Source organism: Ensifer sesbaniae, assembly GCF_013283665.1.
Lineage (GTDB): Bacteria > Pseudomonadota > Alphaproteobacteria > Rhizobiales > Rhizobiaceae > Ensifer > Ensifer sesbaniae.
Genome location: NZ_JABEKU010000003.1, coordinates 277,389 through 290,836, shown reverse-complemented (window position 1 = coordinate 290,836; position 13,448 = coordinate 277,389). Strand labels below are relative to the sequence as shown.

The window sequence follows — 13,448 nt, the reverse complement described above, 5'->3', positions numbered from 1 at the left end:
CGAAAAAGGCCACCCGCAGGTGGCCTTGGTGCTTGTCGGATACTGTCGGATTATTTGTAGACGATCGGCGGCGGCTCGTAAGGAACTTCGCAGGTGTTGCCGAAGGAGTAGCGCAGACCGGCGCGCGCCTCGTGGATGTAGAAGCCATCGTCGAAACCCGGTCCGCCGCCATTGGCGTAACCGAACATGTCGCCGTCATCGACCTGGCGGAAGCGATAGCCGATATCGGCCTTCAGGTTGCAGGTCAGGTCGATCGCTGTACCGGCCATGAGGGCGTAGGTGAAGCGCCAGCTATCCTCGCCGCCGTGATTGGTCGTCGGGTCGCATGCCGTGGGATCGGCGACACTGCAGCTGGTGTTGCGCAGTCCGTCCCAGCTCACGCGCGTGGCACCGATACCGGCACCGACGTAGGGCGTGAAGGCGCCATAGGTGCCGATGTCGACATAGGCGTTGGCCATCAGGCTCCAGGCCGAGACCGAGCTTATGTCACGCGACACGCAAGGACCTGCAACCGTCCCGCAGCCGCCGCTGGTCGAGCCGACGAAGTCGCCGTTGCCCCAGTAGTCGGCCGTGATGTCGGCACGGAGATAATTGTTGAACTGGTAACCGACACCGCCGCCGATCACCCAAGAATCATCGATATCGGCGGAGTCGAAATCCGCGATCGAGCCGCTCGGCCCCCCCTGGTAGAAATTTGCGCCGCGCAGATGATTCCAGGCGTAACCGACGTCGCCGCGCAGGTACCAGCCGCTGGTCTGGATGACCTCGACGGGCTGCTCCGGCACCGGCTCCATAGGCGGTTGGTAGACATCCGCAGCAAAAGCTGCCGTGCCGCTGAGCAAAATAGCAACAACGCCACTCAAAATTCTCTTCATGGCCCACTCCAATACATTCCGTTGCTTGGTTCACCATGAAACCGGTGCCCAAATCCCGATGTTGGTTATGGATAATGAGGAGGAAAGGTTAAGTTCCGATTAACTACAAACGTTTACCGAGATTGTTAAGAAAGCAGCCTATTCTTACGGTTGTTGTGCCGCATTACTGTCCGTCTTCGAGTTCCCTTAAGGTACAGCTAAATAAATCGGCAAGACAATGTACTAGCTCGCCCCTGAAAAGACAGGAACGCTCACCGCTTGAAAATCCGGTGCTGGGATGGCCTCGTGAGATGCTTTGGCCTTCGGCGACGGTAGCCGACAGCAGGACAAAAAAGAGGCCGATGCATCGCACCGGCCCTGGAGGGAAATCAGTCGCTGAATACTTCAGGCAGCATTGCGGACGCTGCCGATGACATTGACCAGCTCATCGACAATACGTTCGACCTGCCCGCGGTCGTCGCCTTCCGCCATCACACGGATCAGCGGTTCGGTGCCGGAGGGCCGGATCAGCAGGCGGCCGGACTTCGCAAGCTCTGCCTCCGCATCGGCGATCGCCTGGCGTACCGCCGTATCTTCGAGTGGCTTGCCGGCAGAAATACGAACATTCTTCAGCACCTGCGGCACCGGCTCGAACCGGTGGCACACCTCGCTCACCGCCTTGCCCTGACGCTTGACGACCGCAAGGATCTGCAGAGCGGCGACAAGACCATCACCCGTCGTGCCGAAATCGGAGAGCACGATGTGGCCCGACTGTTCACCACCCACGTTCAAGCCATCCTGGCGCATCTGCTCGACGACATAACGGTCGCCGACCTTCGTGCGCCGCAGATCGATGCCGCGCCCTTTCAGATAGCGCTCGAGCCCAAGATTGGACATGACGGTCGCGGCAACGGCGCCGCCACGCAGCATGCCGTCTTCGGCCCAGCTGTCGGCGATCACCGCCATCAGCTGGTCGCCGTCAATCACCGTGCCGTTCTCATCGACGATCAGCACACGATCGGCATCGCCATCAAGCGCAATGCCGATATCGGCGCGCACTTCGTGGACCTTTTTCGACAGCGTCACGGGATGGGTGGAGCCGCAATCGAGATTAATGTTGAGGCCGTTCGGTTCCGTCCCGATGGTGACGACTTCCGCGCCCAGCTCCCAAAGCGCCGTCGGCGCCACCTTGTAGGCCGCACCATTGGCGCAGTCGACAGCGATGCGCAGGCCCTGGAGCGTGACGTCGCGCGGCAGCGTGCGCTTTGCGTGCTCCAGATAGCGATAGATGTCACCATCGACGCGCTTCGCCCGGCCGATGTCTTCAGACTTTGCCAGTTGCCCCGAGAGGTCCTGATCGAGCAGCGCCTCGATCTTCTCTTCGATATCGTCGGAAAGCTTGTAGCCGTCAGGACCGAAAAGCTTGATGCCGTTGTCCTGGAAGGGGTTGTGCGAGGCGGAGATCATCACGCCGATATCGGCGCGCAGCGACCGCGTGAGCATGGCGACGCCCGGCGTCGGGATCGGCCCGAGCAGGAAGACGTCGAGACCTGCAGCCGTAAAGCCCGCCACCATGGCGTTTTCGAGCATATAGCCCGAAAGACGGGTATCCTTGCCGATCACCACCCGGTGACGGTGGGCTCCGTTGCGAAAGATCGTACCGACCGCAATGCCGACCCGCATCGCCAGATCCGGCGTCATCGGAAACATGTTGGACTGGCCGCGGATACCGTCGGTGCCGAAATACTTTCGCTTCATAAAAACTCCATCGTTCTGCCGGGTCAGGGCCGGTTTGGCCAGCTCCGCCTGTCTGCGTTTTGCGCGACTGGGTTTCATTGACCGGACCTCATTCATCTCTTGGATGCCGTCTGCTTGGCGATCGGCATTCCGTTCAAGGGCAGCCATCGCAAACACGTCGTGTCTTCTTTGACACAAAAGCGCAGCAAGCGGCAGCGAGCCTAACATCAGAAATCATTACATCCCGTTACCAAATGCCAGAGGCCGAGAGGCAACGAAAAGCCGCCGTTCCACTTAAGGAGCGGCGGCTCGGATACATTGCCGACCGTGCCGGCTATTGCGGCTGCGGCTCGAATCCACCTTCGGATTCTTCGCCCTTGTTGCTCGCCGGGCCCTCCTTCTTAGAACCTGCTGAAGGAACGGCCGAGCCACGATGCGGTGGCGTGTCGTCGCCAAGGTCGCGTGCCGGCTTTTCGCCGCGGATCAGCGCCTTGATCTCATCACCCGTCAGGGTTTCGTATTCGAGCAGGCCTTCGGCAAGCGCCACGAATTCGTGGTTCTTCTCGGTCAGGATCCTGCGCGCCGTCTCATAGGCCTCGTCGATCAGGCGACGGATTTCGTTGTCGATCTTCTGAGCCGTCGCTTCGGAAACGTTCTTCTGCTGCGCGACGGAGTGGCCAAGGAAGACTTCCTGCTGGTTCTCGCCGTAGGAAACCTGGCCGAGCTGATCGGAGAAGCCCCATTGCGTCACCATCGCACGGGCAAGCTTCGTTGCCTGCTCGATATCCGACGATGCGCCCGAGGTGATGTTCTCCTTGCCGAAGGTCAGCTCTTCAGCAACGCGTCCGCCCATCATGATGGCAAGGCGCGAGACCATCCACTTGTAGCTCATCGAGTAGCGGTCGCCTTCGGGCAACTGCATGACCATGCCAAGCGCCCGTCCGCGCGGAATGATCGTCGCCTTGTGCAGCGGATCGGCCGAGGGAACGTTGAGCGCCAGGATCGCGTGACCGGCTTCGTGATAGGCCGTCAGCTTCTTCTCGGCTTCGGTCATGGCCGAGGAGCGACGCTCCGCACCCATCATGATCTTGTCCTTGGCATCCTCGAACTCGAGCATGGTGACAAGACGCTTGTTGCGGCGGGCGGCCATCAGCGCCGCCTCGTTGACGAGGTTCATGAGATCGGCGCCGGAGAAACCGGGCGTACCGCGTGCGAGCACCTTGAGGTCGACGTTCGGCGCCAGCGGCACGTTGCGTACGTGCACCTTGAGGATGCGTTCGCGGCCGTTGATATCCGGGTTCGGCACGACGACCTGGCGGTCGAAGCGGCCTGGACGCAGCAGTGCAGGGTCGAGAACGTCGGGACGGTTGGTCGCCGCGATCAGGATGATGCCTTCATTGGCTTCGAAGCCGTCCATCTCGACCAGCAACTGGTTGAGCGTCTGCTCGCGCTCGTCGTTGCCGCCGCCGAGACCGGCGCCACGATGGCGGCCGACGGCGTCGATTTCGTCGATGAAGATGATGCAGGGCGCATTCTTCTTCGCCTGCTCGAACATGTCGCGCACACGGCTGGCGCCAACGCCGACGAACATTTCGACGAAGTCGGAACCGGAGATGGTGAAGAACGGCACGTTGGCTTCGCCGGCAACGGAGCGTGCAAGCAGCGTCTTACCGGTACCGGGAGGGCCGACGAGCAGCACGCCGCGTGGAATGCGGCCGCCAAGGCGCTGGAACTTCTGCGGATCGCGCAGGAATTCGACGATTTCTTCGAGGTCCTGCTTGGCTTCGTCGACGCCGGCGACGTCGTCAAAGGTGACGCGGCCATGCGCTTCCGTCAGCAGCTTGGCCTTGGACTTGCCGAAGCCCATGGCTCCACGCGAGCCGCCCTGCATTTGGCGCATGAAGAACAGCCAGACGCCGAGGATCAGAAGCATCGGGAGGAGCGTACCGATGTAGCTCAGGAAGCCGGACGAGCCGTCGGTTTCCGGGCGAACCGTGACCGTCACGTCCTTGGCTTCGAGGCGCTCGGTCAGCGCCGTATCGACGGATGGCGCGTAGGTCTGGAAGGTGGCGCCGCTTTCGGAATAGCTGCCGATCACTTTCGGGCCGGTGATCACGACTTCCTTGACGCGGCTCGCATCCACGTCCTTGAGGAATTGCGAGAACGGAATCTCGCGCGAGCCGGTGCGCTCCGTCGGCTGCTGGAACATGCTGAACAACGCGATCAGCAGAAGCGCTATGATTGCCCAAAGGGCAAGATTACGAAAATTAGGGTTCATCGAACTCCCCGGAACCTGTCACGACCCACGCATTTCGCCGGGTCGCTGTCTTGCTCCCTAACATAGGGTTCTGGCGACGCATTGCCAAGGCAAACCGCCGTCTACCATTCCATTTCTGTCAATAGACCGTGAACCGGTGGCGGCAGGTAAGGCTGGCGTCCGAACAATCCGGCGATCCTGTCTGCCATGATCCTGTCGAAACCCGGCAAAAAGGTGTCGTAGAGACCGATCCTCGGCTCGATTGTGACAGGTGCGACACTTTTGACGTCGTCGCGGACGATGCGTGGCGCCGACAGCGACGCTCGACCCGCAACGCCCGGTGGCAAACCTGCGGCAATAAGTCTCTGCTGTTGTGGTCCGCGGCCGCCTTCCACCGTCACCATGAGGGGACCATCGCCATCGTTGCGGATCAGGAAACGTCCGTCCCAGACAGCAGTTTGCCCTGCCTGCAAGGTCAGGTCCTCGATGCCGCGCGCCTCCCGATAAAGATAAAGGCCGGTCGAGCGCCGATCGAAGACGACGCGTCCCGCGGTCAGCCGGCCCGGTGTCCCCTGCTCCAGGGCGTTCACCAACCGCTCGACAGTCCCGGCCGCCGGCAGATGTGCGCGGCCGCCGAGGACGGTCGCCAGCGTCAGCAGCGCCCGTTGCCAGTCGATGTCCCGGCCTTGATCTGCCATCGCAGGAGGGATTTGCGCGACCAACCCCGCATGCACCCTTACGTGCCGCGCGAGCAGGGCGGCTGCAGCTGCCGACGATCGCGCCCGCGATCGGGCATCCCAGACGCCGCCACCGGTCGCTGGCGATGACGCCAGCGAGGCCCGCGCACGTGCCCGCTCGAAGCGAGGGTTCGCGTTGCTCGGATCGTCGAACCAGGCGACATTCCTGGCCTCGAGAAAGGCGCGAATGGCGCTGCGTTCGACCGTGAGGAAGGGTCTGAACACCCAGATGCGACGGTCATAGAGCGTGGCCGCCGCCATGCCCGCGGCACCGGGTCCCTCCCGCCGCCGTGCGCGCATCAGGATCGTCTCTCGCTGGTCGTCGAGCGTGTGGCCGGTGACGATCGAGGATGCTTCGAAGCGTTGCGCAGCCCCCGCCAGTAATGCGTAGCGCGCCGCGCGCGCCGCCGCCTGAATGCCGGTTCCGGGCTTCGGCCCGTCCCATAGGGTGGTGAGGTGCGGCACACCCAGGCTCTCGCAGAACGCCGCGACACCGCGCGCCTCTCCGGCCGATTCCGGCCTCAACGCATGGTCGACCGTGCAGGCGGACAGGGAAAATTCTGTGGGCTTGGTTGCCTCGATCGCTTCCTTGAGAGCGAGAAGCAGTCCCTTCGAGTCGCTCCCGCCGGAGACGGCCACGAGGATGCGTGCTGGTCTATCGAAGGAGGCAAGAAATCGTTTTGCCGTTTCGACAACGGCCATTGGCGGGTGGGCCTCAGCAGCCAAAGCGGCTCTGCTCGCTCGTCACCTTTGCCTTCACCGCCGGCGAAGCCTTCGGGTAGCGCTTGTTGACCTCGCGCAGCGTCGCGCAGGCGGTTTCCTTGTTGTCGAGCGCACCGAGCGACATTCCGAGCTTCAGCAGCATCTCCGGCGCCTTCGGCGACTTGCCGTGGGCCTGGTGCGCATTCAGGAAGGTCTTGGCCGCGTCGCTGTACTTGCCCTGCGAGTATTGCGCCTCGCCCAGCCAAAAGCTGGCATCGGCCGCCTTGTCGCCCTGCGGAAACGCCGCCAGATAGTCGCCGAATTCCTGCTCCGCCGTGCTGTAGTCGCCGGAAAGAACATGGCCGTAAGCCGACTGGTAGAGATCGCCGGGGTTGTCGAGCGAGGCCGTCTGCTGGCTGCCAGGGTTGCTGTTGAGGCCACCATCGTCGGCGGGCAGTCCGGCACCGGTGTCGACGCCCGGAGGTGTGGCGTTCGAGCCGGGTTGAGCATCGGTCGTGGCAGCAACCGGATTGCCGTTCTGGTCGAAGACGATCTGACCGAGCGTGGTCGGCGCCGCGCCGCCGGAACCCTGGTCACCACTCGACGGGAGCCCGGAGGACGCCATGTCATTGCCCCCGCCGGCCGGTGCCATTGTCTGGCTATCCGTCACCCCGGGGGTGACGGACGCCTGATCGCTGGTCTTCGGCGTCTGCAACGCGCCGCTCTTCTTCGGGGAGGCCTTGCCGCTTTCCAGGTCCTGGAAGCGGAATTCGTTGTCCTCCTGGAACTTCCGGATCTGCTCCTGCATCTGCAGGAGCTGGAAGCTCATTTCCTCGATACGCCCGTTGAGCGAGCGGATCTGTTCCTCGAGCTGGCCAATCCGTGCGGTCTCGGCCGACTGCACCTTCACCACGGGCAGGTTTTGCGCACTGGTTTGGGTTTCAGTCGTTCGGGCCAGCAGCCCTGAAAGCGGCATGGCGTTCGCCGTCTGGCCCAGGCCCACAAGGGCCGTCAGACCGATCAGTCCCGCCACGACAAATTTCTTCATTTCATTTGTCCTGTTCGAATACCGGTTGTCCCACCCTTGATTCGGGGCCCGCAATACATCTCGCCGAGTCAACTGGGTGATTGCCGCACAGTTTTCCAATTGCCCTGAAAAAGCAACGGAGTTCGGCCAAAGTGTGGTAAAAAAGCAAAGGGCGGCTGAGAGCCGCCCTTATATTTTAGCAGTTCGTGATTTCGGGAACACGCTTGTGTTCCCCGGAACATGTCATGCTACCCGACCGAGCCAGGCTCGGCCGTGAGAATTACATGCCGGCGCCACCGAGGACGGTGACTGCACGACGGTTCTGCGACCAGCAGGAGATGTCGTCGCAGACGGCGACCGGCTTTTCCTTGCCGTAGGAAATCGTCTTCATGCGGTTCGCCGGAACACCCTGGCTGATGAGGTAATCGCGGGTGGCGGCAGCACGGCGGGCGCCGAGTGCAAGGTTGTATTCGCGCGTGCCGCGTTCGTCCGCATGGCCTTCGATCGTGATCGCGTAGTTCGGATACTTGGCGAGCCACTGGGCCTGGCGGGCGAGCGTCTGCTGCGCGTCGGCACGGATCGACGTGGAGTCGGTGTCGAAGAAGATGCGGTCGCCGACATTGACGGTGAAGTCCTGCTGCGAACCCGGCGTTGCAGCGCCCGCGCCGCCGAGGCCGAGCTCGTTGGCGTTGTTCGGCAGGTTCTTCTTCGATGCACAGCCAGCGATGGCAAGCGTCATGACCAGGGCGATCATGACCGGGTTGCGAGCGATGGTCTGCATGCGGCCTGCGGCCGGGGTGTCAATTCGGCTCATACGCCGGTCTCCTTGGAAGTGTCTGAATTCACGGTTGCCAGACTGTAACCGGAAGCGGTTAATCGCTTTTCAACAGTTATGGTTAACAAATCGATAATTTCGGTTCGGCGCCTGCTAGACCAGCACTTTGCGGCGAGAAAGCGGCATCGTTGCCACATTTTCCCGCCGCATATTGGATCAGCCTACTCGAGCAGCGGCGACCAGGCCGGGTCGGATGCGAAGCCCTGCGTCGGGATCGCCTGCTCGTTGTAGCCGCTCAGATCGATCGAATAGAGCTGCGGACCGCCGGCACCGGCGTTCTGTCGGAAGAACATCAGCACGCGGCCATTCGGCGCCCAGGTCGGGCCTTCGTTGTGGAAGCCCGTGGTCAGGATGCGTTCGCCCGAACCGTCGGTCTTCATCACGCCGATCGAGAACTTGCCGCCCGACTGCTTGGTGAAGGCGATGAGGTCGCCACGCGGAGACCAGACCGGCGTCGAATAGGAGCCGTCGCCGAAGGAGATGCGGCGCTGGCCGGAGCCGTCGGCGCCCATGACGTAGATCTGCTGGCGGCCGCCGCGGTCGCTTTCAAAGGCGATCTGGCTGCCGTCGGGCGAATAGGACGGCGCCGTGTCGATCGCGGCGGTGTTGGTGAGGCGCGTCGTCGTGCGCGAGCGCAGGTCCATCGTGTAGATGTTGGCGTTACCGTCCTGCTGAAGGCTCATGATGACGCGCTGGCCATCCGGCGAGAAGCGCGGCGAGAAGGTCATGCCGGGGAAGTTGCCGACGACTTCACGCTGTCCGGTTTCGAGCTGCAGCAGATAGACGCGCGGCTGCTGGTTTTCGAACGACATGTAAGTGACTTCCTGGCGGTTCGGCGAGAAGCGCGGGGTCAGAACGATGTCGTTGGAATTGGTGAGCGCACGGGCATTGAAGCCGTCCTGGTCCATGATCACCAGCTGACGCTTGCGCGCCGTCTTCGGGCCGCTTTCGGCGACATAGACGACGCGGGTGTCGAAATAGCCCTTTTCACCGGTAACGCGCTCATAGATGGCATCGGCGATGATGTGGGCGACGCGGCGCCAGTTTTCCGGCTGGGTGAAGAACTGCTGGCCGGTCATCTGCTGGGCACCGAACGTATCCCACAGGCGGAACTCGGCCTTCAGCCTGCCATCGCCTTCCTGCGTCACGCGGCCTGTGACGAGCGCCTGCGCATTGATGACCTTCCAGTCCTCGAAGCGCGGCGTGGCGTCCGGATTACTGATCTTTTCGATGAAGGCGCTCTTGTTGATCGGCGCGAACAGGCCCGACCGCTTCAGGTCGGCGGCGACCACGTCCGAGATCTTCTGACCGAGCTCGCCCTGAAGGAAGTCGGTGATCGCGATCGGCAGGGGCTCGACGTTACCCTTGTTGATGTTGATTTCGACGACGGCGTTCGCCGGCGTTGCCGCCACGAAGGCGACGAACATGCCCGCGGCCACCATCAGGGCACGGAAAAGAGAGACCTTGATCATTGAGACAAGCCTTTCAGCTTAATACGAAGGGTTTGTGCGGTGTGTTGGCTATCCGGCATGGGTTCCAATCCCGGCAGCTCAGAGTGCGAATTCCGAGGGGTCGAAGTTCAGCACGAGGGTATTCCATCCTTTTTCGCCATCATATTTTTCAGGTGGCAGGTTCTGTAGCGGCGACGAGCGGCGGAGCGCACGCAGCGTGCTGCTTTCGACAGCGCGACGCGTTCCTTCAGGTCCGCCGGTTGCCGTCACTTCCGGCGTGCCGACGATGTTGCCTGCCGGATCCAGCTGGACCTTGATCGTCACCCGGACTTCCTGAACGCCGGTGAGACCTGGTGTCAGCGACCAGTTGCCCTGGATCTGACCCTTCACGCCGTCGATCTCGTTGGCGCTGAGGCCCACACCGATCGTCTTCTTGCCGCCGAGAGCCGCCTCTTGCGTCGAGCGCTTGGCGCCACCGGCGGACGGATCCTGCCGGTTGAGCAGGGCGGCAATCTCGTCGGCGTCGAACTTGCTTTCTTCGGTGGACGCCGCCTTCTTCTGTTCCTTCGGCGTTGCCTCGTTCTTGCGTTCAGGCGTCTTGGCACTCTGGGCCGGCTTTTCGACCTTGGGCTTTGCGGCCGGGGTCGGCACCTTTTCGGGCAGCGCTTCGGCTTCCGGGTTCTCGGCCGGCTTTTCTTCGGCGGGCGTCGGGTCGGGCTTCGTCTCCGGCTTCACTTCCTGCTTGGGTTCCGGCAGGGCTGCGACCTCGGTCGCCGGTTCGGAAGCAGGCTTGGCCTCCTCGACCTTCTTGATTTCCTGCTCGACCGGATCGGGCGTCGGCTCGGGCTTTTCGTTCTTTTGCGGCGAGGCCTGGGCTTCGCTCTTCGACGGCTTGGCGTTCGGCGTCGGCGGCGTCTTCAGGTCGGTGTCGTTGTCGCCGACGTTCTCGGCCGGCTGGTTCGTCTCCGGACGCTTGGTCGGAACCGGAGACGAGGTCTCCTTCTTCGGCGCCTTCTTGTCGCCCTGCTGAACCTGGGTCATTTCCGAATAGGGAACGATGTCGACAGGCAAAGCCTCGACGTCGGCGACCTGGAAGTCAGCCGGGCTGCCAAGCGACACCAGCGCCCAGGTCAAGACCATGGCGTGGAGGACAGCAGATGTAGCGAGACTGCCCTTCATCGTGGACGATCACTTTTCCTGTTCTTGCAGCGTGACAAGGCCGAGATTCTTGAAGCCTGCGGCGGAGATGCGGGCCATGACCTTCATGACCGTGCCGTAGTCGGCATTGGTGTCGCCGCGCACATAGATGCGCTCGTTATAGCCGGTGGTGGCGATCGCCTCGAGCTTCGGCACGACTTCATCGATCGCGATCGGCGTTTCCTGCAGGTAGATCTCACCGGAAGGATTGACCGAGACGGTGATCGGTTGCGTATCGGAATTGAGCGCCTTCGCCTGCGTTTCCGGCAGGTCGATCGGCACGCCGACCGTCATCATCGGCGCCGCCACCATGAAGATGATCAACAGCACGAGCATGACGTCGACGAAAGGCGTGACGTTGATCTCGCTCATCACGGCCTTCTTGCCGCCGCGGCGGCGACGTCCGCCGCCCGAACCCTTGGCTCCGCCAACCGACATACCCATCAGCGTGGTCTCCGTATCTCTGGCGATTATTGCGCGGCCTGGCGCGGGCTCTGCAGCTTCTCGTCGATCTGCCGCGACAGGATGGCCGAGAACTCGTCGGCAAATCCTTCCATGCGTGCCGACAGCTTGCCGGCGTCGGCCGAAAACTTGTTGTAGGCGATAACCGCCGGGATAGCGGCGAGCAGGCCGATCGCGGTGGCGAGCAGCGCTTCGGCGATACCGGGCGCCACGACCGCGAGGTTGGTCGACTTCGAGCCGGCGATCGCCTGGAACGAAGTCATGATACCGACGACCGTACCGAAGAGGCCAATGAAGGGTGCGGCCGAACCGATGGTTGCGAGCGAACCGAGACGCGCTTCCAGCGATTCCGATTCACGGGCGAGCGTCACGTCCATGGCGCGATCGATACGCATCTGCAGGCCGATCGGCGACCGGGCGCCGCGCTCGAAGCTCTTCTTCCACTCGCGCATGGCGGAAACGAAGATCGCCCCCATTCCGGCGGTCTGCCTGTCGGCCAGAGTCCGGTAGAGCTCTTCCAGCGACTGGCCGGACCAGAACACCTGCTCGAAGTTGTCGAGCTGACGGCGCACGCGACCGTAGTTCAGCGTCTTGTCGACAACGATCGCCCAGGTCCACACCGAGGCGGAAATCAGCCCCAGCATGACCAGCTTCACGACAAAGCCCGCCTGCATGAACAGCGACCAGAGGGTCACGTCGTGCGTCGCAGCGGCCAATCCAACCTGTTCCATCGTCTTCAGTCCCCGAATCCAAACACCCGGCAAGAGCGGCTCATGCTCGTGACCGGGTAGCCCAAACGTCCTGTTTGCAAGAATGCCCGGCACCGCCGTGGATCGCACCATCGCGACCTTAATTAGCTTTAGGTTGCCTTCTTGCCGTCAATTTTGGTCAAAGGATGACGTGCACTGCACAAATCCTGATGCAGTGATTAAGACACCATTATGGTTAAACAACCGTTACCGTACTGTGTCTTTGCAGTATCACCTGCCGGCCGGAACTTACCTTGGCCGGGCACGTTTCTTCGGCATGGGCCAGCCGACGACACGACAGCGCGACAAACGATCTTCCTCGCCGCATTTTGATCCGCGGGACCGGTTGATCCTTGCCCTTTATGCCGAGCTCAAGGCCGAGCGGGAGACGCGGGCCGCATTGGAGGACGCTCTCGCCCATGGCGTGCTGTCGACTGATGTCCTGCAGGCGATCATTTCCGACCCGATCCCGGTCGTCACCGTCGAGGACATCGCCCATATCGAGCGGGCTTTGGCCCAGGACAGGTCGCGATCGGCCATAGTCGAAGATACGCCGAGCATTCGGCGCCTGCGTGGAGGCCGGTGATGGCGGCGCGCGCCCTATGGAAGGGGCAGCTTCGGCTCTCACTGGTGTCGATTCCCATCGAGCTCTTCAGCGCCACCCGCGCCAGCGCAAAGGTGGCTTTCCGCCAGATCCACGAGCCCTCCGGCAAGCCGGTGCACCACGCAAAGGTCGTCGAAGGCGTTGGTCCGGTCGACACGAACGATATCGTCAAGGGATACGAGTACGAGCCCGGCAAATACGTGCTGCTCGAGCCGGAGGAAGTGGACTCCATCAAGCTCGAGACGAAAAAGACCCTCGAACTCGTGCAGTTCGTCGGCGCCTGCGACATCTCGCCGATCTACTTCGACAAGCCCTACTACGTCGTGCCTGCCGACGATCTCGCCGAAGACGCCTACCGTGTGGTTCGCGATGCTCTGAGAGCCGCATCGAAGATCGGGCTTGGCCAGTTGACGTTGCGCGGCCGCGAATACCTGGTTGCGGTCCGGCCCTGCGGCGATGGCCTGCTGCTCGAGACGCTGAGATATGCCGATGAATTGAGAAAGGCGGAGCCGATGTTTTCCGACATCTCCGGCAAGAAAGCGGAAAAAGACCTGTTGGACGTCGCAACGGCGCTCATCGATCGCAAAACCGCGCCCTTCGACGCCGCCGCATTCAAGGACAATTACACCGCGGCACTCACCGAACTCGTCAAGCGCAAGATGAAGGGGAAGTCGAACCGCGTTTCCGTCGATGAGGACGAGCGTCCCGAACGCCGCGGCGACAATGTCGTCGATCTGATGTCGGCGCTGAAGCAGAGCCTTGAAGCAGGTGACGGGAAGAAGCCGGCAAAGTCCAAACCGGCGCCGTCTCGCCAGCGCAAATCCGCGTGAGGTGAA

At 62.4% G+C, this 13,448-nt stretch carries 12 protein-coding genes; 2 read left to right on the top strand and 10 right to left on the bottom strand.

What is annotated here, in order from left to right:
- Positions 1 to 50 precede the first annotated feature (50 nt).
- From BHMPCIPO_RS29935 to tolQ, 10 genes are all read right to left on the bottom strand, one after another.
- Positions 51 to 875, bottom strand: a complete 825-nt coding sequence (locus BHMPCIPO_RS29935; protein ID WP_173520460.1) for an outer membrane protein — start codon at positions 873 to 875, stop codon at positions 51 to 53.
- 384 nt (positions 876 to 1,259) lie between these two features.
- Positions 1,260 to 2,612: a phosphoglucosamine mutase gene (glmM, locus tag BHMPCIPO_RS29930; RefSeq protein ID WP_173520459.1), complete on the bottom strand. Its 1,353-nt coding sequence runs from the start codon at positions 2,610 to 2,612 to the stop codon at positions 1,260 to 1,262.
- A gap of 313 nt (positions 2,613 to 2,925) precedes the next feature.
- Positions 2,926 to 4,869 (bottom strand): ATP-dependent zinc metalloprotease FtsH, encoded by a 1,944-nt coding sequence (gene ftsH, locus BHMPCIPO_RS29925; RefSeq protein ID WP_173520458.1) that lies wholly within the window; start codon positions 4,867 to 4,869, stop codon positions 2,926 to 2,928.
- 101 nt (positions 4,870 to 4,970) lie between these two features.
- Positions 4,971 to 6,287 carry a tRNA lysidine(34) synthetase TilS gene (gene tilS / locus BHMPCIPO_RS29920; RefSeq protein ID WP_173520457.1) on the bottom strand — a complete coding sequence of 439 codons (1,317 nt, stop codon included), beginning with the start codon at positions 6,285 to 6,287 and terminating at the stop codon, positions 4,971 to 4,973.
- Positions 6,288 to 6,300: 13 nt separating this feature from the next.
- Entirely contained in the window at positions 6,301 to 7,335 is a 1,035-nt protein-coding gene (ybgF, locus tag BHMPCIPO_RS29915; protein ID WP_173520456.1) for a tol-pal system protein YbgF, read from the bottom strand.
- 259 nt (positions 7,336 to 7,594) lie between these two features.
- On the bottom strand, positions 7,595 to 8,128 hold the full coding sequence (gene pal, locus BHMPCIPO_RS29910) for a peptidoglycan-associated lipoprotein Pal (protein ID WP_173520455.1): 534 nt from the start codon (positions 8,126 to 8,128) through the stop codon (positions 7,595 to 7,597).
- Between the two features lie 182 nt (positions 8,129 to 8,310).
- On the bottom strand, positions 8,311 to 9,621 hold the full coding sequence (gene tolB / locus BHMPCIPO_RS29905; RefSeq protein ID WP_173520454.1) for a Tol-Pal system beta propeller repeat protein TolB: 1,311 nt from the start codon (positions 9,619 to 9,621) through the stop codon (positions 8,311 to 8,313).
- A 78-nt stretch (positions 9,622 to 9,699) separates the two neighbouring features.
- On the bottom strand, positions 9,700 to 10,779 hold the full coding sequence (tolA, locus tag BHMPCIPO_RS29900; protein ID WP_173520453.1) for a cell envelope integrity protein TolA: 1,080 nt from the start codon (positions 10,777 to 10,779) through the stop codon (positions 9,700 to 9,702).
- A gap of 9 nt (positions 10,780 to 10,788) precedes the next feature.
- A complete protein-coding gene (tolR, locus tag BHMPCIPO_RS29895; RefSeq protein WP_173520452.1) occupies positions 10,789 to 11,241 on the bottom strand; it encodes a protein TolR in 453 nt (150 codons plus the stop codon).
- A gap of 26 nt (positions 11,242 to 11,267) precedes the next feature.
- Complete coding sequence (gene tolQ / locus BHMPCIPO_RS29890; RefSeq protein WP_173520451.1) at positions 11,268 to 11,990, bottom strand: protein TolQ; 723 nt, start codon at positions 11,988 to 11,990, stop codon at positions 11,268 to 11,270.
- 97 nt (positions 11,991 to 12,087) lie between these two features.
- On the opposite strand from tolQ, the gene BHMPCIPO_RS33925 reads away from it, so the two are divergent.
- The gene (locus BHMPCIPO_RS33925; RefSeq protein ID WP_376741734.1) at positions 12,088 to 12,594 is read left to right on the top strand and encodes a hypothetical protein; all 507 of its coding nucleotides are present in this window, start codon (positions 12,088 to 12,090) and stop codon (positions 12,592 to 12,594) included.
- On the top strand, positions 12,594 to 13,442 hold the full coding sequence (gene ku / locus BHMPCIPO_RS29880; protein WP_173520450.1) for a non-homologous end joining protein Ku: 849 nt from the start codon (positions 12,594 to 12,596) through the stop codon (positions 13,440 to 13,442). Before BHMPCIPO_RS33925 ends, ku begins: the two co-directional genes overlap by 1 nt.
- The last annotated feature ends 6 nt before the right edge of the window (positions 13,443 to 13,448 follow it).

Coding starts and splice junctions, on each gene's coding strand:
- BHMPCIPO_RS29935 (WP_173520460.1), bottom strand. CDS start 875: ATGAAGAGAATTTTGAGTGGCGTTGTTGCTATTTTGCTCAGCGGCACG.
- glmM (WP_173520459.1), bottom strand. CDS start 2,612: ATGAAGCGAAAGTATTTCGGCACCGACGGTATCCGCGGCCAGTCCAAC.
- ftsH (WP_173520458.1), bottom strand. CDS start 4,869: ATGAACCCTAATTTTCGTAATCTTGCCCTTTGGGCAATCATAGCGCTT.
- tilS (WP_173520457.1), bottom strand. CDS start 6,287: ATGGCCGTTGTCGAAACGGCAAAACGATTTCTTGCCTCCTTCGATAGA.
- ybgF (WP_173520456.1), bottom strand. CDS start 7,335: ATGAAGAAATTTGTCGTGGCGGGACTGATCGGTCTGACGGCCCTTGTG.
- pal (WP_173520455.1), bottom strand. CDS start 8,128: ATGAGCCGAATTGACACCCCGGCCGCAGGCCGCATGCAGACCATCGCT.
- tolB (WP_173520454.1), bottom strand. CDS start 9,621: ATGATCAAGGTCTCTCTTTTCCGTGCCCTGATGGTGGCCGCGGGCATG.
- tolA (WP_173520453.1), bottom strand. CDS start 10,779: ATGAAGGGCAGTCTCGCTACATCTGCTGTCCTCCACGCCATGGTCTTG.
- tolR (WP_173520452.1), bottom strand. CDS start 11,241: ATGGGTATGTCGGTTGGCGGAGCCAAGGGTTCGGGCGGCGGACGTCGC.
- tolQ (WP_173520451.1), bottom strand. CDS start 11,990: ATGGAACAGGTTGGATTGGCCGCTGCGACGCACGACGTGACCCTCTGG.
- ku (WP_173520450.1), top strand. CDS start 12,594: ATGGCGGCGCGCGCCCTATGGAAGGGGCAGCTTCGGCTCTCACTGGTG.